The sequence below is a fragment of the Kitasatospora sp. NPDC058478 genome, from assembly GCF_042720345.1.
Taxonomy (GTDB): domain Bacteria; phylum Actinomycetota; class Actinomycetes; order Streptomycetales; family Streptomycetaceae; genus Kitasatospora.
This window is the reverse complement of record NZ_JBHXML010000063.1, coordinates 26,506-46,814: the sequence shown is the minus strand read 5'-3', so window position 1 is coordinate 46,814 and position 20,309 is coordinate 26,506. Positions and strand designations below refer to the sequence as shown.

The window sequence follows — 20,309 nt, the reverse complement described above, 5'->3', positions numbered from 1 at the left end:
GGGGCCGCGTCCTCGGGCGTCAGGCCCGCCGGGTCGCCCGCAGCGAGTTGCCGTCCCGCCGCACCCGGAGGAAGAGCACCGCCAGCGCCACGACGGTGAGCGCCACCAGGATCCCGGTCTCGACGAGCTGGATCGGCACGAAGTGCCCGACGGGGTGGTACTCGATCCAGTTGCTCGTGGCGCCTTCGCAGCCCCTCGTCCGGTCGCCGTCCCAGCAGAACTGGTCCGAGGCCCACCGGCCGTCCTGGAGCACGACCCCGCGGTCGACCAGCCACGCGTTGGTGGGCTGCCCGAAGTAGACGCCGCGCGGGACCATCTCCTTGACCGACGGGTAGAAGGAGGCGCGGCCCCACCGGAGCAGGCCGTGGACGACCGCCACCAGGACGCCGGTGGCCAGGACCGAGGCCACCGTGCGGCGCAGCAGCTGCCCGACCAGCAGGCCCAGCGCCAGCGCGAACAGCGACCAGGCGACCGGCACCACCCCGAGGACGGGGTAGGTGAGGCCCTGGAACGGCGGATCGAAGGCGAACGGGCTGTGCGCGATGTCCGCGTTCCACACCCACGTCGCCAGGACGGCGAGCACCCCACCGGCGGCCAGCACCGCCAGCCCGGGCAGGGCGATCCGCGCGGTGAGCCAGCGCAGCGGGCTGACGGACTGGGTCCAGGCGAGGCGAACGGTTCCGCGCTCGTACTCCTGGGCGAGCATCGGGGCGCCGAGGAACATGCCGATCAGCAGGGGGACGGCGACCAGGGCCGGCTGGAGCCACGTGGTGTACAGGTAGGCGCGGCGGGTGATGGGCGAGACCATGCCCTGGCAGCCGGCGTCGGACCAGCTGGCCCCGTCGGAGCACCCGGCCCGGCGCAGATCCGCCATCAGCGGCTGGACGGAGAAGTGCAGCCAGAGCAGGGTGGCCGACGCGGTGACGACCAGGGCGGCGATCGCCCACAGCGCGGTGCGGCTCTGGCGCCAGCTCAGCCAGAGCAGGCCGCCCGGGCGGGGCGCGGTCCGCGGCTCGCGCGGTGGCGCCTCGGTGGTGGCGCGGTCGGCCAGGACGTTGGTGCTCATGCGGCGATCCCGTTCTCGGTCGTCTGGGCCTGCGGGCCCGGTCCGGTGGCGGCCCGGGCGGTGCCGGCCGGGGTCCGGAGGTAGCCGAGCAGCAGCTCCTCCAGGCTCGGCCGGCCGCTCTCCCACGGGCCGTCCACCGGATCGCCGGTGCGGACCAGCGCGTCGATCCGGCGGCCGGTGGAGCGCTGTTCGACCAGGGCGTCCTCGGGGAGCGCGCTGCCGGCCGGGCCGGTGAGCAGTTGGTGTCCGTCCAGCAGGTCCTCCACGTCGCCGCAGAGCCGGATCCGCCCGGACTGCACCAGCAGCAGGTAGTCGATGACGCCGTCCAGCTCGGGGATGATGTGCGAGGAGACCACGATGGTGGTGCCGCGCTCGGCGGCCTCGGCCATCAGGGTGCCCATCAGCTGGTGCCGGGCGAGCGGGTCGAGGTCGGACATCGGCTCGTCGAGCAGCAGCAGGTCGGGGCGCTTGCCGAGGGCGAGCGCCAGGGCGACCCGGGTGCGCTGGCCGCCGGAGAGCGAGCCGATCTTCGCCCTCATCCTCAACTCGCCCTGGTCGATCACCTGTTGGGCGAGGTCCTGGTCCCAGGACGGGTTCAGCTCCCGGCCGAGCCGCAGGGTCTCGGCCACCGTGAAGCCGGGGTAGAGCGGCTTGTCCTGGGCCACGTACGCGACCCGGGCGCGCAGGTCCTCGGTGGTGGCGGGCTCACCGAACACCCGCAGCTCACCCTCGGTGGGGGTGAGCAGCCGGGCGGCGATGCCCAGCAGGGTGCTCTTGCCCGCACCGTTGGGGCCGGCCACCCCGCAGATCCGCCCGGCCGGGACGGCGAACGTGCAGTCGCGCAGCGCCCAATCGCCCCGGTAGCGCTTGCCCAGGCCCTCGGCCGCGAGCGCCGCCGATGCCGGCGGTGTGTTCATCGGGTCGTTCACCCGGTCCCCCCACTGTCCTCTAACTCGGTGTTTCCGGGGAGACCCCGGTGTCGAATCGCTGCTCCAGGACGGAGGCCATCAGCGCGGCGATGTCCTCACGCTCCAGTCCGACCTCGCGGGCCCGGTCCACCCAGCCGACCAGGTCCGCGCGCAGCGGCCCGTCGGCGGCGGCCTCCGGCCGGGCGAGCGAGCGCCGGACGAAGGTGCCGAGCCCCGGCCGGGGCTCGACCAGGCCCTCGCGTTCCAGTTCGCGGTAGGCCTTCAGCACGGTGTTGGGGTTGATCGCGGTCAGCTCGACGACCTCCCGCGCGGTCGGCAGCTTGTCCCCGGGCTGGAGCAGCCCGAGCCGCAAGGCCTGCTTGGTCTGCTGAACGATCTGCTGGTAGGTGGAGACGCCGCTGCGCCGCTCGATGCGGTACTCGATCACACGCGATTCGACCTTTCACTAGTCCAATAGTGGAATAGTGACCCACTGTGGCGCCCGGGTCAAGCCAGGCCGGGGGGTGCCGGGCGATGCGGACGATCAGGGCCGCTGCAGCAACAGGAGGGAGTCCTGGTCGGCGACCCGCCGGTAGCCGCGCCGCTCGTACTCGACCAGCATCCGGGCGGTGTCGGCGGTCGCGCACGGGGCCTGCACGCTCGGGTCCGTCCGGTCCACGACCACCCACTCGGGCCCCGGCCCGGTCGGCGCCTGGCAGACCAGGGTGACGGTGGCCCGGCCGGTCAGCTGCGCGGCGAGGCGGTTGGAGGCGGCGACGGTCGCGCCGTCGGGTATCGAGCCGAGCAGCGCCCGGGTGTACGCGAGCCGGGGCGAGGTGCGCCACGCCTCGGGCATCACCACCTCGTGCAGCGGATAGACCGGCACCGTCACGGCCGCCACCAGGGCGCTGACGGCGAGCGCGCGCCGCGCCCGGCGCGGGTCGGTGCGGGTGAGGGCGTCCACCAGGGCGGCGAGCACCAGCGGCATCAGCACCGCGCTGTAGTGGTAACTGACGCCCCAGTAGTGCGGGTTGGCCGAGAGCAGCCGCCAGCCCAGGGTGGGCACGCAGAGCAGGACCAGCGGCGAGCGCAGCCCGAGGAAGCCCGCGGTCGCGGCGAGCAGGAGGAGCAGCAGCCACTTGATCGGGGGCCAGCCGATCCGGGCCGCCAGCGACCAGGGCGAGGGCTGCCCGCCGCCGTCCAGCTGCTGCCAGTAGTCGAACCCGCCGTGCGGGTTGAACGAGGGCAGCACCACCGTCACGGTGAGCACGGTGGCCGCGACCCCGACGCCCGCGAGCACGAGCCCCGGCAGCGGGCCGCGCCGGCCCCGGCGGGCCTGCCAGGCGATCAGCAGGCCGAAGGCGGCCACGGTCAGGCCGAGGTCCTCCTTGACCAGCAGCAGCGGCAGCGACCACAGCGCCGCGGCCAGGTGGCGGCGCCGGCCGAGCGCGGTGGCCGCGAAGGCCAACAGCGGTACGGCGAAGGCGATTTCGTGGAAGTCGTCGCTGACGGCCCGGACGATCCCCCAGGACGCCCCGGTCACGCATCCGATCACCAGGGCGACCCGCGGCCCGCCCGCCTCGTACGCCCACCGGGTGAGCGGCACGACCGCCAGCGCCATCAGCAGCGCCTGGGCGACCAGCAGGGTGACGGCCCCCGGGAACAGCCGGTAGACCGGAGCGAGCACGGCGATCAGCGGGTGGAAGTGGTCCCCGAGCAGGTGGTAACCGGGCCCCTTGAGCGGCACGATCGGCGCCTGCCCGTGCGCGTACGCGCGGATGGCCTGCTCGAAGATGCCCAGGTCGTAGGCCTTGCTCAGGCCGCGCCGGTAGCGGTTGACGGCGACGCAGGTGTAGAGCGCGGCGAACCCCGCGGCCAGGCCCCAGGCCAGGACGACGGGTCGACGCGGCGGGCGGAACAGGCGCATCGGCAAAGTACCCTTTCACTATTCGATTAGTGGAAGGGTGGTGGAAGGGCACACCGACGTCAACCCCGGTCCGGCCGCGCCGACCGGGCCTCTGACCTGCCCGGATACGGTCCGCTAGGCGGGTGATGTGGAGCCCGTGGAGCCTGCGGAGCCCGCCGGCTCAGGGGAACTCAGGGCCGCGCGGCCTCCGGGTCGCGGCCGAAGAAGCCGGCGAGCCGGTCGTACGGCGGGGCGTCCTCCGGCACGGCGACCTCGGGGCCGAAGGCGTGCTGCTCCTCCTCGGCGCCGCGGTACCCGGGCGTGAGGGCGCCGCGGGCCCAGGCCAGGGCGGCGAGGGCCACCTCATGGTCCAGCCCCTCGGTGGACTGGTCGGTGGCATGAGCCAAGTCCCAGTCGTGGACGGCGAATTCGGCGATCTGCTGGTCCACCGGGAAACGGGCCGGCAGGGCGCCGACGCCGGGGACCTCCAACGTGCCGGTGAGGTCGCCCGCCGCCCGCCAGGCGTCGACCAGCTCCTCGGCGCCGGCCTCGAAGGCGTGCAGCCAGTCCTCCTCCACCCGCTCGAAGGGCTGCGACCAGTCCGGCTGCCCGCCCCCGGCCCGGACGGTGAACTGCCGCAGGTCGAACAGCAGATGGCTGACCAGGTCGCCGACGTCCCAGGAGCGGCAGGCCGTCGGGTGCCCGGCCAGCTCGACGCCGACGCCGTCGATCAGCCCGGCGGTCTGCGCGAGGGCCCGGGCGAGCAGGTCGATCGGGTCTTCCGCTGCGGTCATGGCACACCTCTCGGTCGGGAGCGCGTCGCCGGCGTGGCCGGGTGCGGTCGGGAGCACCGCTCGGACCGGGCGATCGTAAACGCGTCCGTCGACGACCGCCCGCCACGACACCGGCCCGGTGGTCGCACCACCGGGCCGGTCTCCGTACGACGACGTGCCGCGAGCCGTCAGGCTCCGAACCGTCAGGCCCCAACCGTCAGGCCGCGAACCCGCCGTCCACCGCGAGTTCCGCGCCCGTGACGTACCGGCCGTCCTCGCCCGCCAGGTAGGCGACGGCGGCGGCGATGTCCGCGCCCGCGCCGAAGCGGCCGAGTACGGTCAGGCTGCTCTGGAACTCGGCGGCCTCACCGTCCGCCGGGTTCATGTCGGTGTCGATCGGGCCGGGGTGGACCACGTTGGCGGTGATCCCGCGCGGGCCGAGCTCCCTGGCCAGCGCCTTGGTCAGGCCGATCATCGCCGCCTTGCTGAGCGAGTAGATGGTGGCGCCGGGGAAGGCGACCCGCTTGGCGATGCAGCTGCCGATGGTGACGATCCGCCCGCCGTCGGCCAGGTGCGCGGAGGCGGCCTGGGCGAACAGGAACGGCGCCCGGACGTTCACCTCCAGGACCCGGTCCACGTCGTCGAGCGCCAGGTCACCGATCGGGCCGAGGACACCGACGCCCGCGTTGTTCACCAGGACGTCCAGCCGCCCGAACCGCTCCGCGACCGCCGCGACCACGGCCTGCACCGCCTGCGGGTCGGCGCTGTCCGCGCGGACCGCCCAGCCGCGGCGCCCCATCGCGGTGATCTTCGCCGCGACCTCCTCGGCCCGCTCGGCCCCGCCCTGGTAGGTCAGGGCGACGTCGGCACCGTCCTCGGCCAGCCGCAGCGCGACCGCCGCCCCGATCCCCCGGCTGCCGCCGGTCACCAGGGCCACCTTGCCGTCGAGCTTCGCCGCACCGTTCATCGTCATATCTCCAGAACTCCTCATTCGGATGTGATCCGACTCGTTCCGATCAGAACCCCCGGTTCCGATCTCGGACATGACTCGATCCTGGGCCTCGGCGCCGGGAAGCTCCGGCGGTATTCAGACGTCGCGTTCAACCTTCAACTATCTCCCGAAGCGCCTGCGTGCACGCCCGCTCGCACGCCCCCTCCCTCGCACCCGATCCCGGAAACGCGCCCGGCCCCGGAAACGCGCCGGACCGAGCGGCCGGGCCCGGGGTGGGGCGGCCGCTCGGCGCGGGTGCGAGGAGGTGTCAGACGGTCAGGGTCTGGCCCGGGAAGATGAGATCCGGGTCGCCGCCGATGGTGCGGGCGTTCTTGTCGTACAGGTTGCCGGTGTCGGTGCCGAACTTGGCCGCGATCCCGCTCAGCGTGTCACCGCTCCTGACGGTGTAGCCGCCACCGGAGGTGTTCTTCTCCGAGGACGGCGCCGACTGCGCCGGCTTGGCCGACTGCTGCGGCTTCGACGCCTCCTGCTGCTTCGGCGCCGGCTTGCTCTTCGGCGCCTGCTGGGCCTGCGGCGCCTGGGTCTTGGGCGTCTGAGCCTTGGGTGCCTGGGCCTTGGGCGCCGGCTTGGCGGCCGGCTTCGAGGGTGCGGTGTCGGTGGTGTCGACGGCGGCCGGGGCGCCGCCCTTGCTCAGGCCCGCCTTGGCCGAGCAGACCGGCCACGCGCCGGGCCCCTGCGAGGCGAGGACCTTCTCGGCGACCGTGATCTGCTGCGCCTTGCTCGCCTGGTGGGCCTGGGGGGCGTAGGCGGTGCCGCCGTACGCCCTCCAGGTGCTGGGGGTGAACTGCAGTCCGCCGGAGAAGCCGTTTCCGTTGCTGATGCTCCAGTTGCCGCCGCTCTCGCACTGGGCGACGGAGTCCCAGCTGGAGGTGGGCGCGGCGGAGGCCGAGGTGGCCGTGACGAGGCCGGCCACCGGCAGGGCCGCGACAGCGGCGCCCGCGACGACCGCCATCCGCACGCGGTTGCGCTTGGTGGCGGTGGTGTCGGTGGCAGCGGCGGTCTCGTGACGGGGAGTCATATAAGTCCTCTCGGCAAGCCCCGGGCGGGCAGGCGGAACCAGACCCATGACGGGCCGATAGTCACGCTCACCTCGCTCGACGGGCGGCCGGACACGTCTGGGACGCGCCGTGCCGCCCCGGCCACCTCCACTCGCCGACGACCTGTTCGAGCTGGTCGCGTCGGCGGGCACGGCCCTCGCGCCGGGGGTCAGGTCGGCGGGCCGTGCGTCGGGGTGAACCCGGGTGGTGCTCGTTGCACCGCCAATGAAGCTACGGGCCACCTCGGGGTGCAGCAAGCAATTCTTGGTCTCCGCAGGTCAGTTGACTGTTACCGGCGGTATTGATCAAGGTGCCTTGCCCAGTTCGACCGGGTTTGACCGCATTTTCAAGATCAACTGATCAACTTTCACGCCCCCCTTCACCTCTGTCCACCTGTGAGCCCGAGCACACCATCCACCCACCGCGACCACGAATTGACGCACCGTCACCAGTGAAGCCGGAGTTCCCCGTTCCGCCGGGCCATCAGGTGGCATCCGCCACACCCGATACGCTCCGCGACCGGTCGGACGCGCTCAGTCCCGGGCGCCGAGCTCCGCGTCCCGCGCCAACAGCGCCGCCTGCACCCGGTTCTCACAGCCCAACTTGGCCAGGATCCGGCTGACGTACGTCTTCACCGTCGCCTCGCTCATGTGGATCCGCGCCCCCGCGTCCGCGTTGGACAGCCCCTCGCCGAGCAGCGCCAGCACCTCCAGCTCGCGCGGCGTCAGCACCTCCAGCCGGCGCCGGGCCTCCGCGCCGCGGGCGGCCACCGAACCGCTGCGCCCGGAGGCCAGCGAGTCGACGATGTGCCGGGTGGCGGCCGGGGACAGGAAGGCGTAGCCGCCGGCCGCCGCACGCACCGCCTGGATCAGCTCGTGCGGCGCCGTGTCCTTGAGCAGGAATCCGGCGCCGCCCTCGGTCACGGCGCGCAGGACGTTCTCGCGCTCCCCGAAGGTGGTGAGGATCAGCGCCCGCGCGCCGGGCGCGACCCTCGGCAGCTCCCCGAGCGCCGTCAGCCCGTCCATCACCGGCATCTGGATGTCCAGCAGCACCACGTCCACCCGGTGCGCCCGGGCCAGCTCCAGCGCCTCCCGCCCGTCGGCGGCCTCGGCGACCACCTCGATGTCGGCGGCAGAGCCCAGGATCATCCTGATCCCGGCGCGGATGAGCGGCTCGTCGTCGGCGACGAGGACTCGGATCACGGCTGGTCATTCCCCTCGAACGGTGCTGCGGCAGGAACACCATCCTCACATCCGGCCGAACGCCGCGTCCCACCCGGTCAGGACGGTCAGGACGGTCAGAGCAGTCAGAGCGGTCAGAGCGGTCACGGCGGTCAGGACTTCGTGAGGTAGTGCTCCTTCTCCACCAGCAGCCCGTCCTTGAAGCAGAACCGCATCACGTTGTCCTGGCCCCAGGCGTCGCTGAGGTCACCGGACAGGTACCAGCGGCAGTGCGCGCCCTCCGGGGGCTTGGGCCCGCTGCCCTGGTAGTCGTCGGTGAAGAAGGTGTTGCCCGGCGGCAGCCGGTGCAGCACGTCGGCCTCCGGCGTGCCGACCTCCAGCCCGTCGTACACCGACTTCGGCACCGTCGCGTCGCCGGTGCCCTGGACGAAGGCCACCACGCCCCAGATCAGCAGCCCCAGCACGGTCAGGCCGACCGCCCCCACCCCGACCGCGCAGCCGATCGCCGGACTGCGTCGCCCGTCCTCCGCCCCGACGACCGGCGGCAGGCCGTCCAGCACCCAGTCGTCGACCCCGGCGATCGCCGCGGCCCCGTCGCCCGCGCCCTCCGCCCCCTCGTACGGCAGCACGCCGGCCAGCCGGAACCCCTGATCCGGCGTCGGCCCGGCGTGCACCATGCCGCCGACCAGCCGGGCCCGCTCGCGCAGGCCGGTCAGCCCCTGGCCGCCGCTGACCGCCGGGCCCGCGCCGGCGCGCACGCCCACGGGCTCCGGCGTGCACGGATTGACCACCTCCACCACCAGCGCGTCCGGCTCGTACCGGAGCGCGACGGTGATCGGCGCGCCGGGGGCGTGCTTGTGCGCGTTGGTGAGCGCCTCCTGCACCATCCGGTACGCCGCGTGGTCCACCGCGGCGGCCAGCGGGCGCGGCTCGCCCTCCCGGGAGAAGGAGACCAGCGCCCCGGCCGCCCGAGAGGAGTCGACCAGCCCCTCGATCCCGTCCACCCCGCCCCGGGCCGGTGCCGCGGCCGTCGCCGGCCGCACCACCGTCGACTCGTCGTGCAGGACGCCGACCACCTCGCGCAGCTCGCGCATCGCCGCGACCGCCGCCTGCCGCAGCACCCCGACCGCCTCGCGCTGCCGGTCGTTGAGCGTACGGTCCACCTCCAGCGCGCCGGAGTGCACGGAGATCAGCGCGAGCTGGTGGCCCAGGCTGTCGTGCATGTCCTGGGCGATCCGGTGCCGCTCGCGCAGCCGGGCCTGGTGCACCACCATGACCCGCTCGCGCACCAGCTGGTCGTTGCGCTCGCGCAGCGCGTCCAGCAGGGCACGGCGCTGCGCCCGGTAGCGGCCCCACAGCGCGGGCAGCACGGCGACCAGCAGGAAGCCGCCGAGCGAGAGCCCGACGATCAGCTTGGGCGAGGCCGAGCCGGCGTCCTTCAGCACCCCGGTCACCATGAACAGCACCCAGCTCAGCACGAAGGTGCCGACCAGCGCGGTGACCCGGCGCAGCCTCGCCCCGGCCGACCAGCCCGCGCAGACCAGCAGCGGCATCGGGCCGACGGCCCAGCCGGCCGCGGCCGAGGTGAGCACCAGCACGGTCGCCGGGAAGGCCGGCCGCAGCACCCACAGCAGCGCGACCCCCAGCCCCACCAGGACCGGGTGGCCGACACCGGAGGCCACCTCCAGCAGGACCGCGACCCCGCCCATCAGCAGGGCCAGCGCGCCCTGGCCCACCACCCGCCGGGGCGGCCAGGGCCCGGGAAACGCCGTCCGTACCGCCTTCTTCCAGGCCCGCGCCATCGCATCCACCCGTCGAGGCTATCGGGCCGCGCCACCCGTCCGCCGCCACCGTTCGTCGCCCCCGCCCCCGACGAAAGTCGCCGCTCACGGCGTTCGGGGCACCTCCGTGGGCACCTCCGTGGGCACCTCCGTGGACGCGCCCGTGGGCACGTCCTCGTCGAAGGCCGTGAGCAGCAGCGCCACGTCGTCCACCCGGTGCGAGGAGCCGACCTCGCGCAGGATCCGTTCCGCCAGCAGCTCCAGGCCGTCCGGCCCCTGCTCCTCGCCGCGCCCGAGCGCGGCCCGCAGCAGGTCCACCCCCTGGTCGATCGCCACCGCCGGATCCTCCACCAGCCCGTCCGTGTACAGCGCGACCACCGTGCCGGGCGCCAGGCGCAGCTCGCTGACCGGGTACTCGGCCAGGTCCTCCACGCCCAGCAGCGGCCCGCCCGGCACGTACAGCGCCTCGGCCCACCCGTCCGGGAAGCGCAGCACCGGCGGCAGGTGCCCTGCCCGGGCGATCCGGGCGCGGCCGTCGGCGGGGGTGAGGCGGACGAGACAGCAGCTGGCGAGCAGTCCGGGGTCGAGGTCGAGGAGGAGCCGGTTGGTGCGGGCGAGCACCTGGTCGGGCGGGTCGCCACCGGTGGTGAAGGCGCGGACGGCGCTGCGCAGCTGGCCCATGGTGGCGGCCGCGCCGACGCTGTGGCCCTCGACGTCGCCGATCACCAGGGTGACGTCCCCGCCGGTGACGATCGCGTCGTACCAGTCGCCGCCGATCTCCATGCCCTGGGTGCCGGGCAGGTAGCGGGCGGCGATCCGGATGCCGGGCACGTCCGGGAGGCGGTGCGGCAGCAGCGCCTGCTGGAGGCCGCGGGCCAGGGTGAACTCGGCGTCGTACAGCCGGGCCCGTTCCAGGGCCTGGGCGATGAAGCCGCCGAGGGCGGTGAGCAGGCCGCGGTCCTCGGCGGTGAACGGGCGCGGCCGGTCGAAGCCGAGGATGCAGCTGCCGACGGGGTGGCCGGAGGCGATCAGCGGCAGGAAGGCCCAGGCGCCCATCTCGTCGAGCGCGATGCCGGGGTAGGCGGCGGCGAGTTCGCGGACCGATTCGAAGAAGATCGGGGTGCCGGTGCTGAGCGTCTCCGCGCCGGGGATGCGGGCGGCGACGGGGGTGCCCTCGAAGCCGTCCAGGAAGCCGTCCGGGTAGCCGGTCTGCGAGATCAGGTGCAGGTGCTTGTCGCGCACCCCGTAGATGGCGAGCTCCTGGCCGCCGAAGGCCGGCAGGATCTCCTCGGCCACGGCCCGGCAGACCTCGCGCACGCTGACGGCCTCGGTGAGCGCGCTGGCGAGCTGGAGCAGGTGGTAGGTGCCGCCGATGCCGGCGGGGGCGTCGGTCCGGGTGGCGCCGCGGGCCGCGGGCGGCGGGGGCGCGGCCCGCGGTTCGGCGGCGCCCGGCGGGGCTTCGGCGGCCACCACCCGGCCGGTGACGCCGTGCGTGTCGGGGTAGAGCGAGAAGGCGAGCCAGCCGTCCGGCGGGCGGGCGGCCAGGAAGGCGGTGGGCTGCTGGGAGAGCAGGGCGGCCCGGTAGCGGTTCTCGAAGAAGGGGTCGGCGAGCCAGGGCAGCACGTCCCACAGGTGGTGGCCGACCAGGTCCTCGCGGCGCGCCTGGAGCAGTGGCTCGGTGGCGCGGTTGGCGTAGCCGACCCGGCCGTCCGGGTCGAGTGAGAAGACGCCCTCGCGCAGTCGCTCGACGGCGGCCGCGGCCGCGGTGAGGGTGCGGGCGTCCAGCACGGCACCGACCAGATGGGTGCGGCCGTCCGCCGAGATCGCCGAGGGCACCCGCGCCCAGAGCTCCACCGGGTACGGGTGGCCGTCCGGCCCGAGCACCCGGACCCTGGCCGCCAGCACCTCGCCCAGGGCCAGGGCGGTCCGGGCGGCGGCCCGGAACTCGGGCAGGTCGCCGGGGGCGATCCGGCTGCCGAGGGCGGCCGCCGTGCCGTCGAACTCGTCGGGTGCGAGGCCGAAGATCGCGAGGAACTGCTCGTCGGCGGCCAGCGCCCCGGTGGCGACGTTCCAGTCGAACATCCCGACCCGGCAGGTCGGCGCGGACGGCGGCGGCAGCTCGACCACGGCCGCGTCGCCGCCCGGCTCCACGGGGTGCCCGGCCGCCGCCAGGCCCGCCAGCCCGGCGGCCAGCCGCCCGGCCACCTCCGCCAGCCGCGGCTGGGCGTCCTCCGGGACGCCGTCGTCGGAGGCCGGCCAGAACACGCTGAGCACCCCGAACCGCTCCTTGCCGCCCGCCACCGGCACGCAGGCGGAGGCGTAGTCGTACGGCATGCCGACGGCGAGCTGCGGGAAGCGCCGCATGGTGTCCTCGGTGTCGGCGAGGGTGATGGTCCGCCCGGTGCGGAAGCTGACGGCGACGGGCAGCGGGCCGGCGGCGGCGATCCGCCGGAACGGGCTCATGATCGACAGCGGTACGCCCGCGATCGTGCAGAGCACCAGCGAGCGGCCGTCCCGCGAGCGCAGGTACACCATCGCCCCGTACGCCCCGGTGCCGCCGAGCGCCCGGCGGACGGCGCCCGCCAGCAGGTCGTCCCGCTCGGCCGCCGCCGGGGCGGCGTCAAGCTCCTGCGGCCGGTGCGGGCCGGGCGGCGCCGCCCGGTCACGGCCGCCCGCGTGCGGATGGCGCATGCTCTTTTGCTACGCCGGGCCCCGGGGCGTGTCAAGGCGAGCCCCCCGGGGCCCCGGATGCCCGTCGGCCCCGGTTGCGCCAGCATGGACGGCATGCCGACCACCTCCGGCCGCACCACCGTGGTCAACCTCAAGGGCCACCGCGACGACCCCTCCTGCGCCGACGTCGTCTACGTCGGCCGCGCCGTGAACCGCGGCGGCTGGCACCTGTCCGAGTCCCCGCTGCACTGCCCCTACCGCCCCGGCCCCGGCCTCACCCGCGAGCAGATGGTCGCCGACTACCGCGCCTACCTCCTCGCCCGCCCCGACCTGCTCGCCCTCGTCCCGCCCCTGCGCGGCCACCGTCTCGGCTGCTGGTGCGCCCCGCTCCCCTGCCACGCCGACGTCCTCGCCGACCTCGCCGACCACCCCCCGCAGCACTGACGGGCGGGCGCCTCACAGCCCGGAGAGGTCGGCCTCCACCGCGTACGGCACCACGGCCTTGACCCGGCCGGTGAACAACTCGCCCGCCCGGTACGAACGGCTCGCCGCGTCCAGCACGTAGGTATGGACGATCGGGACGCCGTCGGCGACCTGCTCGACCCGCCAGTAGAACGGGATGCCCGCCTTGGCGTACTGGTCCAGCTTGACCACCCGGTCGGTGGTCTCCGAACCCGGTGAGACGACCTCGACGAGCAGCAGCACGTCCGCGGGTCTGGTGGGCGACTCGTCGATCGTGTCCGCCCGGTAGACCACCACGTCCGGGCGGCGGTTGTTCAGCGGCACGTCCTGGAGCCTGACGTCGAAGTCCGTGTCGGCGTTCCACTCGGCGCCGCCGGCCGCGTCCAGGGCGTTCGCCAGGAACCGTGCGAGCCGGTTGTGCCGTTTGGAGGCGCTCGGGCTCACGACCACCATCCCGTCGACGATCTCGATGCCCGCGCACTGCTCCACGGTCCAGGAGTCGTACTGCTCGCTGCTGATCTGCCGGTGCATCCACTCGGGTGCGATCATCTCGGCCGTCACGCCGTACCTCCCCCGGGGCTGCTGGGCGGGCCTGTGCTGTGCCTCAGCCTAGTACGCCCCGGGTCGGGGTTTCGGGTGGTTCGGGGGCTGTTCGATATCCTCCGGGCGAGTGGTGGCGCGTGGGGCGCCGCGGGGGAGGTGGGAGCCGGTATGCAGTCGCCGTCGTCCGAGGGGCCCGTGCGCGAGACGTCGTGGCAGTGGGACGGGGAGGCGGACGGCGCCGCGCGGGAGCCCGCGGACGTGGTCGGCGGGGGCGGGGACGGGCCGCGGCTGAGCCGGCGCGGGCTGCTGGCGGGGGCCGGGGTGCTGGCGGCGGGCGCGGCGGTGTGGGCGTTCGGCCGTTCGGGTGCGGACCAGCCGGCTCCGCCGCCGCAGCCGACCGCGTTGTCCGGGCCGACCCCGCTGTGGACGTACCGGGGGCCGGAGGCGATGACCCCGGAGCGGCTGACCGGCCCGCCGACCCGGCCGGTGTTCCTGTCCCGGGCCGGGCTCCAGGTCCTGGACCCGGCCACCGGCGAGGCGGCGCGGCTGCTCACCTTCGACCCGCCGCGCGGGACCTGGCCGAGCGACCTGGAGGTGCTGGGCAAGGTGGTGCTCGGGCCGGACCGGCTCTTCACCACCTCCCCGGGCCACCTGGACGCCCGCCACCTCGGCGACCCCGCCGCCGACTGGAGCCTGCCGCTGCCCGACGACCTGCAAGGCTCCGTCCAGCTGTCCGGCTTCGACGACGGCACCCTGTACGGCTACGTCTGGGACTGGTCGCGGGAGAGCTCGACGCCGAACGGCCGGCTCTTCGCCGTCCGGGTCGCGGACCGCTCGATGCTGTGGCACCTCCCCACCGACCGCAACGAGCAGCCGTTCACCCCGGTCACCGCGCCCGGCGGCCGCCTCCCGTGCCTGCGCAACCTGGGCAACGGCAGCGAGCTGGTGGTCCGGGACACCGCCGACGGCCGGGAGCTGTGGACGGCCCCCGGCGCCGGGGACCTGGGTTGGTGCGTCGGCGGCCCGGTGCACGTCTACGTCCCCGACGGGGCCGGCGGCGTCCGCGCGCTGCGCCCCGGCGGCGAGCCGGCCTGGACGGTCTCCCCCGGCCGGGGCGAGTCGTGGCGGGCGATGCCCGCGGTCTCCGACGGCCCGCGGGTCTACCTGGCCCGCGACAACGGCCTGGTCACCGGGCACGACGCGGTCACCGGCGCACTGCAGTGGTCCTACCGGCTGCCGTTCCTGCTGGACCGCCGCAGCCATCCGCTGGTGGCCGGCGGCACGCTGTTCGTCCCCGGACCGGCGACCGCCGGGGTGTGCGCGATCGACACCGCGAGCGGCACACCGCGCTGGACGTTCCTCGACTCGGGCCCCGGCAAGGACGTCTGGTCACTCGCCGTCGACGCGAACCACCTCTACGCCGGCCACGACGACGTCCTACATGCCCTCCCGCTCACCTGACCGCCCGGCACCACAGCCACGACGGCACGACGGCACGACAGGATGGCCCGATGCAGGTACACCCGATCTCCCCCGACCGGCTGGCCGAAATGCTCGCCGACCGCATCGCCGCGCTGTCCGACCCCGGCGGCCGGTGGCTGCGGGTCGCCATGGACGGCGCGCCCGCCGCCCGCCCCGACCTGCTCGCCGACGCCCTGGTGGAGCCGCTGCGGCTGCGCGGCCGCCCCGCGCTGCGGGTGTCGGCGGCGGGCTTCCTGCGCCCGGCCTCGATCCGGCTGGAGTACGGCCACCAGGACGCGGACGCCTTCCACGACCTCTGGCTGGACGACGGCGCCCTGCTGCGCGAGGTGCTGGACCCGCTGGAGCCCGGTGCCAGCGGCCGCGTCCTGCCCTCGCTGCGCGACCCGGCGACGGACCGCTCGACCCGCGCCCCGTACGCCGAACTGCCGCCCGGCGGCGTGCTGTTGCTGGACGGCGCGCTGCTGCTCGGCCGCTGGCTGCCGCTGGAGCTGGCCGTCCACCTCGCGCTCACCCCGACCGCCCTGGCCCGCCGCACGCCCGCCGACCAGCAGTGGACGCTGCCCGCCTTCGCCCGCTACGAGGCGGAGACCGGCCCGACCGAGGCCGCCGACGTCACCGTCCGGGTGGACGACCCTCGTCACCCGGCCCTGGTCGAGCGGAGCTGACGCCCGTACCGGCCGGGGCCGGGCCGCGCTGGCAGTAGGGGCACCAGTACGCCACCCGGTCCTGCGGGGGCGCGCCCTGGCGGGCGGTCCGGACGAGGGTGCCGCAGCGGGGGCAGGGGCGGCCGGCCCGGCCGTAGACCCAGTGCTGGTGGCCGCGCCGGGTGTCGCCGGTGGTGACGTGGCCGGGGCGCAGCCGGTTGGCGTCGAGGAGCTCCCGGGCCCGCTCCACCAGCCGGTCGGGGCGCGGGAGTTGGCCCACCTCGGTCCACGGGGTGACGCCGGCCAGGTAACAGAGTTCGGCGGCGTAGACGTTGCCGATGCCGGCGAGGTTGCGCTGGTCGAGCAGCGCCTCGGCGAGCGGGCGGCCGGGGTGGGCGAGCAGTCGGCGGACGGCCTCCACCGGGTCCCAGTCGGGGCCGAGCAGGTCGGGGCCGAGGTGGCCGACGGCGCGTTGCTCGTCGGCGGTGCGCAGCAGGTCGACGACGGGCAGCCGGTAGCCGACGGCGGTGCCCCGCTCGGTGCCGAGGACGGCGCGGATCTGCCAGGCGGGGCCGCCGGACCAGCGCTCGCCGGGCCGGTAGACCTCCCAGCGGCCGTCCATCCGCAAATGGGTGTGCAGGGTGAGGCCGCCTTCGAGGCGGGTGAGCAGGTGCTTGCCGCGCGGGGCGACCTCCAGCACCCGGCGGCCGGCGAGTACGGCGGTGGCGTGCGCGGGCACCCGCAGGTCGGCGCTGGTCAGCACCTGCCCGGCGAGGGCCTCGTGCAGCCGGGCCGCCGCGCGGTAGACGGAGTCACCTTCTGGCATGTCTCCATCCTCCACCGCACGGCGGCCCGGCGGGGCGGCGCGCTACTCGCCCTCGGCCACCTGGCCCTCTCGGACGACGACGACCGGGCAGGGCGCGTGCTCGGTGAGGTGGCGGCTGACCGAGCCGAGCAGCACGCCGGAGAAGCCGCCGAGGCCGCGGCTGCCGACGACGAGCAGCGCGGCGCCCCTGGCGGCCTCCAGCAGGGCCTGGGCGGCGTTGCCGGGCATCACGCTCTCGCTGATCCGCACGCCCGGGTCGTCGCCGACGACCCTGACGACGGTGTCGGAGAGGGTCTTGCCGGCCAGTTCCTCGGGGTTGAAGACCTCGGCGGACGGCACGCTCGGCGCGGCCCAGCCGTAGAACGCCGGGTACTCCCAGGCGGCGATCGCGGTGATGGTCCCGCCGACGGCCCGTGCGTAGTCGACCGCCCAGCGCAGCGCCTGCTCCGAGGCGGGCGAGCCGTCCACGCCGACGACGATCCGGGGGTTGGCACTCATGGCGTTACTCCTTGGCGCTCAGTTCCTGCTCGGTCCCGACACCCCGAACATAGATCAAATCGGGCGTGTGGTCGGTATTTGCCACGCCGTGATCGGCGTTTTGCCTTCAGATCGATGACACATGGCCTGGCCGATCTGTGGTTCTGCGGTTCTGTGGTTCTACGGTTCTGTGCTCCCGCGGTTCTGCGAGGATGCCCGGGTGTCGGACCAGCCCCGACGGCTCAACTCCGGTAAGCGGCCCAGGAGTCGGCCATCCGCTGGACCTGGCCGGGGGTGAACTGGCTCATGCAGGAGTCGTAGCTGTAGTCCATGAAGTTGTGGATCGGGTCCAGGCCGGGCCCGGTGCAGGTGCGGCGGCCCTCGGGGCAGCCGTAGGCGGGGGTGCGCTCGGGCGGGGTGTCGTCCACGTAGTCGCCCGGGGGCAGGCAGCCGCCCTGGAAGGTGTGGAAGAGGCCGAGCCAGTGGCCGATCTCGTGGGTGGCGCTGCTGCCCTCGTTGTAGTGGGCGGCGGCGCCGCCCGGCAGGGAGGCGTCGAGGACGACCACGCCGTCGTCGGCGGGGTTCGAGCGGTAGGCGCCCGGGAAGGTCGACCAACCGAGCAGGGACTGGCCGAGCTTGGCGGTGTAGAGGTTGAGGGTGCCCGCGTCGCCCTTGCGCAGCGCGTTCTTCATCCCCGTCTCGGTCCCGGAGCCGGGGGTCATGCCGTCGTACCAGGAGGCGTTGTCGGTGTAGTCGGTGCCGGCCAGCTCGAAGTGGAACGGGCTGGGGGTGTTGCCGTCGCCCTGGCCGCCGTAGGTCGCGTTGAGGTGGTCGATCTGGGCGGCGACGACGCCCCCGTCGAGCCGGCCGGCGTCACCGGCGTGGATCACGTGGACGAAGACCGGCACCGTCGTCGGGGCGCCGACCCGGGCGTGGGCGGAGGAGAGCTGGGCGAGCCGGTCGTCGAGGTCCGCCTGCATCGCCCGGGCCTCGGCGGCGGTGACGGCGTTCGGGTCCTGCCCGGCCTGACTGCCGGCCGGCTTGCGGGCGGCGGCGTCGGCGGCGACGGCATCGACGGCGGCGGCGTCGGCGTCGGCGTCGGACCCCGCACAGGCCGCGGTCACGGCGGCGGAGTGCGGGGCCGGGGCGGCGAGCTGGCTGAGACCGGCGGCCGCGACCAGCACGGCGGCCCAGGGGAACAGACGGGGGGTACGCGAGCGCACCCGGGCAGTACGGCGCATCTGCGCTCCTGACAAGGGAGTTGGCGGATTGTCGGCCGCGCCCCGGGCCCGCCCGGCTCGGCGCGGACCCGCCGAGACTACGACGCGGCGAAGACGATCTCCCGCAGGGCGCGCGCGGCGGCCCGGTCGAGTACCACGGCCGACGCACAGCCCTCCGGCGCCCGTCCGGCCCCGGTGAGCCGGCGCCGCAGCCTGTCGACGGCGGCCCGGTGCCGGAGGAAGGCGTAGCGGGAGACGCTCTGCCCCCGGCTCTGCTGACCCTCCCGCGCCTCGGCCGGTTCGGCGTCCAGCAGCAGCAGGTGCACCCGGCGGCCCTGCCGGGCGGCGGTGCGGGTCAGCCAGAGCCGCACCCAGGACAGCGATCCGCAGTCGTGGACGGCGAGCGGCCCGCCGGCCAGCACCGCGCGCCGCAGCCGCCGGTAGTGCGCGATCCGCGCCAGCGGGCGGTAGAGGGCGTACGGGAGGCGGCCGGGCAGCCTGGCCGCGTACTCCTCGCGGACCAGCTGGGAGTCGACCAGCGGGGCGCGCACGCAGCGGCGCATCAGGGTGCTCTTGCCGCTGCCGGGCAGCCCGGAGACGACCAGCAGGTCGCCGGCGGGGTAGTGCAGCGCCACCGGAGCGGGGCCGGTCCGCAGGTCGTGCAGGCCGGGCTGCACCCGTAAGGCCTGCGGGGCGCCGGCGGGGCCCTGTCCAGGAGGCGACGGCACCCGGGGTGCCGCCGCCTCCGCCGTTCTCGTCCTGGTCACCGGTCCTCCCCGCGCCGTTCCCTCCCTTGGAGCATTACGCATTCCCAAGAGCGAGTAAAGAGCGGTGATCGCCGGGCCCGGCCGGCCCGTGCCGGATCAGGGCGTGCCGTGCGGGCGGGTCAGCCGAGCTGGGGGGCGACCCGGGAGGCGATGAGCTCCAGGTGGTCGAGGTCGTCCAGGTCCAGGATCTGCAGGTAGACCCGCTCGCTGCCGACGGCCGCGTACCGGCCGATCCTCTCCGCGACCTCGTCCGGGGTGCCGGCCAGGCCGTTGGCCTTCAGCTCGTCCACGTCCCGGCCGATCACGGCCGCCCGGCGGGCCACCTCGGCGTCGTCGCGGCCGACGCAGGCCACCAGGGCGTTGGAGTACACCAGGTCGCCGACCGAGCGCCCGGCCTGCTCGACGGCGGCCTTGACCCGGCCGAACTGGGCGGCACTGTCCTCCACCGAGGCGAACGGCAGGTTGAACTCGTCGGCGAAGCGGGCGGCCAGCGCCGGGGTCCGCTTCGGGCCGAGGCCGCCGACCAGCACCGGGATCCGGTCCTGGGCCGGCTTGGGCAGGGCCGGCGAGCCGGTCAGCGTGTAGTACTCACCGGCGAAGTCGAAGGTGTCGCCGAGCTTGGTGTTCCACAGGCCGGTGATGATCGCCAGCTGCTCCTCCAGCCGCCCGAACTTCTCCTTCGGGAAGGGGATGCCGTAGGCGGCGTGCTCGGCCTCGTACCAGCCGGCGCCGAGGCCGAACTCGACCCGGCCGCCGCTCATCGCGTCCACCTGGGCGACCTGGATCGCGGTGACGCCGGGCAGGCGGAAGGTCGCGGCCGTCATCAGGGTGCCGAGGCGGATGGTGCGGGTGTCGCGGGCGAGGCCGGCCAGGGTGATCCAGGCGTCGGTCGGCCCGGGCAGGCCGTCGACGTCGCCCATCTTCAGGTAGTGGTCGGAGCGGAAGAAGGCACTGAAGACGCCCAGGTCCTCGGCGGCCCGGGCGACCGTCAGGAGGGTGTCGTAGCTCGCGCCCTGCTGCGGTTCGGTGAAGATGCGGAGATCCATGCGGACCATTCTGGTACAGACCACCCGTGGATCGGTGCAGAGAACCGGCCAAGCCGCCGAAGCTCCCGAAGGTGGCCAAGGTCTCAGCACGGAACCGTCACGAGCCGCCGGTCCGGCCGACCCGCTCGCCTACGGTGGACGGATGTTCGCCACCCCCGACGAGTCCTTCCGGCGCTCCCCCGACGATCCGGCCGGCTGCCCGCTGCCCGGCATCGTCGCCGCGTTCACGCCCCGGCTGTCCGAGTTCGCCTTCGAGCCCGGCTTCGTCGCGATGGTCGACCAGCACGTCGCGATGCTGCGCGAGCTGCTGTACGCGCAGGGGCCGGAGCTGGCGCCCCGGCCCCTGGACCGTGAGGAACTGTCGGACTACGCGCTCGGCTTCCTGGACGCGCTCACCGAGATCGGCTGGCGGGAACCGGTGGGGTACGACTACGCGGTGCACCGGCTGACCGCGATCTGCTGGCTGGTGCGCGAGCAGGGCCTGCTGCGGGCCTGAACCCGCTGCGGG

The 20,309-nt window shown here is 74.7% G+C and carries 20 protein-coding genes; 4 read left to right on the top strand and 16 right to left on the bottom strand.

Features of this window, described 5'->3' with window-relative positions; genetic code table 11:
- Positions 1 to 19: 19 nt before the first annotated feature.
- From ACFWPT_RS30185 to ACFWPT_RS30140, 10 genes are all read right to left on the bottom strand, one after another.
- Entirely contained in the window at positions 20 to 1,066 is a 1,047-nt protein-coding gene (locus tag ACFWPT_RS30185) for a hypothetical protein (protein WP_380485598.1), read from the bottom strand.
- Positions 1,063 to 1,983 carry an ABC transporter ATP-binding protein gene (locus tag ACFWPT_RS30180; protein ID WP_380485596.1) on the bottom strand — a complete coding sequence of 307 codons (921 nt, stop codon included), beginning with the start codon at positions 1,981 to 1,983 and terminating at the stop codon, positions 1,063 to 1,065. The genes ACFWPT_RS30185 and ACFWPT_RS30180 overlap by 4 nt, the downstream gene beginning before the upstream one ends.
- Positions 1,984 to 2,014: 31 nt before the next feature.
- Positions 2,015 to 2,422, bottom strand: a complete 408-nt coding sequence (locus tag ACFWPT_RS30175; protein ID WP_063350485.1) for a GntR family transcriptional regulator — start codon at positions 2,420 to 2,422, stop codon at positions 2,015 to 2,017.
- Positions 2,423 to 2,518: 96 nt separating this feature from the next.
- A complete protein-coding gene (locus tag ACFWPT_RS30170; RefSeq protein WP_380485593.1) occupies positions 2,519 to 3,901 on the bottom strand; it encodes a DUF2079 domain-containing protein in 1,383 nt (460 codons plus the stop codon).
- A 170-nt stretch (positions 3,902 to 4,071) separates the two neighbouring features.
- Positions 4,072 to 4,674, bottom strand: coding sequence for a TIGR03086 family metal-binding protein (locus ACFWPT_RS30165; protein WP_380375331.1), 603 nt, complete (start codon positions 4,672 to 4,674; stop codon positions 4,072 to 4,074).
- A 196-nt stretch (positions 4,675 to 4,870) separates the two neighbouring features.
- Positions 4,871 to 5,626 (bottom strand): SDR family NAD(P)-dependent oxidoreductase, encoded by a 756-nt coding sequence (locus tag ACFWPT_RS30160; RefSeq protein ID WP_380485591.1) that lies wholly within the window; start codon positions 5,624 to 5,626, stop codon positions 4,871 to 4,873.
- A 286-nt stretch (positions 5,627 to 5,912) separates the two neighbouring features.
- Complete coding sequence (locus ACFWPT_RS30155; RefSeq protein WP_380485589.1) at positions 5,913 to 6,683, bottom strand: transglycosylase family protein; 771 nt, start codon at positions 6,681 to 6,683, stop codon at positions 5,913 to 5,915.
- A gap of 552 nt (positions 6,684 to 7,235) precedes the next feature.
- On the bottom strand, positions 7,236 to 7,904 hold the full coding sequence (locus ACFWPT_RS30150) for a response regulator (protein ID WP_380375327.1): 669 nt from the start codon (positions 7,902 to 7,904) through the stop codon (positions 7,236 to 7,238).
- A 131-nt stretch (positions 7,905 to 8,035) separates the two neighbouring features.
- Positions 8,036 to 9,685 (bottom strand): sensor histidine kinase, encoded by a 1,650-nt coding sequence (locus tag ACFWPT_RS30145; protein ID WP_380375356.1) that lies wholly within the window; start codon positions 9,683 to 9,685, stop codon positions 8,036 to 8,038.
- Positions 9,686 to 9,769: 84 nt separating this feature from the next.
- Complete coding sequence (locus tag ACFWPT_RS30140; protein WP_380485586.1) at positions 9,770 to 12,355, bottom strand: SpoIIE family protein phosphatase; 2,586 nt, start codon at positions 12,353 to 12,355, stop codon at positions 9,770 to 9,772.
- Between the two features lie 93 nt (positions 12,356 to 12,448).
- On the opposite strand from ACFWPT_RS30140, the gene ACFWPT_RS30135 reads away from it, so the two are divergent.
- Complete coding sequence (locus tag ACFWPT_RS30135) at positions 12,449 to 12,778, top strand: DUF4326 domain-containing protein (protein WP_380485584.1); 330 nt, start codon at positions 12,449 to 12,451, stop codon at positions 12,776 to 12,778.
- Positions 12,779 to 12,790: 12 nt separating this feature from the next.
- Here the strand turns inward: ACFWPT_RS30135 and ACFWPT_RS30130 are convergent, their stop codons facing one another.
- Positions 12,791 to 13,357: a Uma2 family endonuclease gene (locus ACFWPT_RS30130; protein ID WP_063350478.1), complete on the bottom strand. Its 567-nt coding sequence runs from the start codon at positions 13,355 to 13,357 to the stop codon at positions 12,791 to 12,793.
- 150 nt (positions 13,358 to 13,507) lie between these two features.
- Here ACFWPT_RS30130 and ACFWPT_RS30125 point away from each other — a divergent pair, with 150 nt between their 5' ends.
- Entirely contained in the window at positions 13,508 to 14,800 is a 1,293-nt protein-coding gene (locus ACFWPT_RS30125; RefSeq protein ID WP_380485581.1) for a PQQ-binding-like beta-propeller repeat protein, read from the top strand.
- 50 nt (positions 14,801 to 14,850) lie between these two features.
- On the top strand, positions 14,851 to 15,486 hold the full coding sequence (locus ACFWPT_RS30120) for a uridine kinase (RefSeq protein WP_380485579.1): 636 nt from the start codon (positions 14,851 to 14,853) through the stop codon (positions 15,484 to 15,486).
- On the opposite strand, the gene ACFWPT_RS30115 is transcribed toward ACFWPT_RS30120, so the two are convergent.
- From ACFWPT_RS30115 to ACFWPT_RS30095, 5 genes are all read right to left on the bottom strand, one after another.
- The gene (locus ACFWPT_RS30115) at positions 15,434 to 16,291 is read right to left on the bottom strand and encodes a DNA-formamidopyrimidine glycosylase family protein (RefSeq protein WP_380427714.1); all 858 of its coding nucleotides are present in this window, start codon (positions 16,289 to 16,291) and stop codon (positions 15,434 to 15,436) included. The two genes, ACFWPT_RS30120 and ACFWPT_RS30115, sit on opposite strands and share 53 nt — an antisense overlap.
- A gap of 42 nt (positions 16,292 to 16,333) precedes the next feature.
- Complete coding sequence (locus tag ACFWPT_RS30110) at positions 16,334 to 16,789, bottom strand: universal stress protein (protein ID WP_380375316.1); 456 nt, start codon at positions 16,787 to 16,789, stop codon at positions 16,334 to 16,336.
- A 221-nt stretch (positions 16,790 to 17,010) separates the two neighbouring features.
- Positions 17,011 to 18,009: a zinc metalloprotease gene (locus ACFWPT_RS30105; RefSeq protein WP_380485577.1), complete on the bottom strand. Its 999-nt coding sequence runs from the start codon at positions 18,007 to 18,009 to the stop codon at positions 17,011 to 17,013.
- A gap of 77 nt (positions 18,010 to 18,086) precedes the next feature.
- A complete protein-coding gene (locus ACFWPT_RS30100) occupies positions 18,087 to 18,797 on the bottom strand; it encodes an AAA family ATPase (protein WP_063350472.1) in 711 nt (236 codons plus the stop codon).
- 77 nt (positions 18,798 to 18,874) lie between these two features.
- Complete coding sequence (locus ACFWPT_RS30095; protein ID WP_063350471.1) at positions 18,875 to 19,801, bottom strand: LLM class F420-dependent oxidoreductase; 927 nt, start codon at positions 19,799 to 19,801, stop codon at positions 18,875 to 18,877.
- A gap of 142 nt (positions 19,802 to 19,943) precedes the next feature.
- Between ACFWPT_RS30095 and ACFWPT_RS30090 the strand changes: the two genes are divergently transcribed.
- Positions 19,944 to 20,297 carry a DUF6401 family natural product biosynthesis protein gene (locus tag ACFWPT_RS30090; protein WP_063350470.1) on the top strand — a complete coding sequence of 118 codons (354 nt, stop codon included), beginning with the start codon at positions 19,944 to 19,946 and terminating at the stop codon, positions 20,295 to 20,297.
- Positions 20,298 to 20,309: the final 12 nt, after the last annotated feature.

Bases quoted from the DNA above. Each gene is read 5' to 3' on its own strand.
- ACFWPT_RS30155 (WP_380485589.1), bottom strand. From the start codon at position 6,683: ATGACTCCCCGTCACGAGACCGCCGCTGCCACCGACACCACCGCCACC.
- ACFWPT_RS30095 (WP_063350471.1), bottom strand. From the start codon at position 19,801: ATGGATCTCCGCATCTTCACCGAACCGCAGCAGGGCGCGAGCTACGAC.
- ACFWPT_RS30100 (WP_063350472.1), bottom strand. From the start codon at position 18,797: ATGCGTAATGCTCCAAGGGAGGGAACGGCGCGGGGAGGACCGGTGACC.
- ACFWPT_RS30180 (WP_380485596.1), bottom strand. From the start codon at position 1,983: ATGAACACACCGCCGGCATCGGCGGCGCTCGCGGCCGAGGGCCTGGGC.
- ACFWPT_RS30115 (WP_380427714.1), bottom strand. From the start codon at position 16,291: ATGCCAGAAGGTGACTCCGTCTACCGCGCGGCGGCCCGGCTGCACGAG.
- ACFWPT_RS30090 (WP_063350470.1), top strand. From the start codon at position 19,944: ATGTTCGCCACCCCCGACGAGTCCTTCCGGCGCTCCCCCGACGATCCG.
- ACFWPT_RS30135 (WP_380485584.1), top strand. From the start codon at position 12,449: ATGCCGACCACCTCCGGCCGCACCACCGTGGTCAACCTCAAGGGCCAC.
- ACFWPT_RS30145 (WP_380375356.1), bottom strand. From the start codon at position 9,685: ATGGCGCGGGCCTGGAAGAAGGCGGTACGGACGGCGTTTCCCGGGCCC.
- ACFWPT_RS30160 (WP_380485591.1), bottom strand. From the start codon at position 5,626: ATGACGATGAACGGTGCGGCGAAGCTCGACGGCAAGGTGGCCCTGGTG.
- ACFWPT_RS30125 (WP_380485581.1), top strand. From the start codon at position 13,508: ATGCAGTCGCCGTCGTCCGAGGGGCCCGTGCGCGAGACGTCGTGGCAG.
- ACFWPT_RS30140 (WP_380485586.1), bottom strand. From the start codon at position 12,355: ATGCGCCATCCGCACGCGGGCGGCCGTGACCGGGCGGCGCCGCCCGGC.
- ACFWPT_RS30185 (WP_380485598.1), bottom strand. From the start codon at position 1,066: ATGAGCACCAACGTCCTGGCCGACCGCGCCACCACCGAGGCGCCACCG.
- ACFWPT_RS30105 (WP_380485577.1), bottom strand. From the start codon at position 18,009: ATGCGCCGTACTGCCCGGGTGCGCTCGCGTACCCCCCGTCTGTTCCCC.
- ACFWPT_RS30110 (WP_380375316.1), bottom strand. From the start codon at position 16,789: ATGAGTGCCAACCCCCGGATCGTCGTCGGCGTGGACGGCTCGCCCGCC.
- ACFWPT_RS30165 (WP_380375331.1), bottom strand. From the start codon at position 4,674: ATGACCGCAGCGGAAGACCCGATCGACCTGCTCGCCCGGGCCCTCGCG.
- ACFWPT_RS30120 (WP_380485579.1), top strand. From the start codon at position 14,851: ATGCAGGTACACCCGATCTCCCCCGACCGGCTGGCCGAAATGCTCGCC.
- ACFWPT_RS30170 (WP_380485593.1), bottom strand. From the start codon at position 3,901: ATGCGCCTGTTCCGCCCGCCGCGTCGACCCGTCGTCCTGGCCTGGGGC.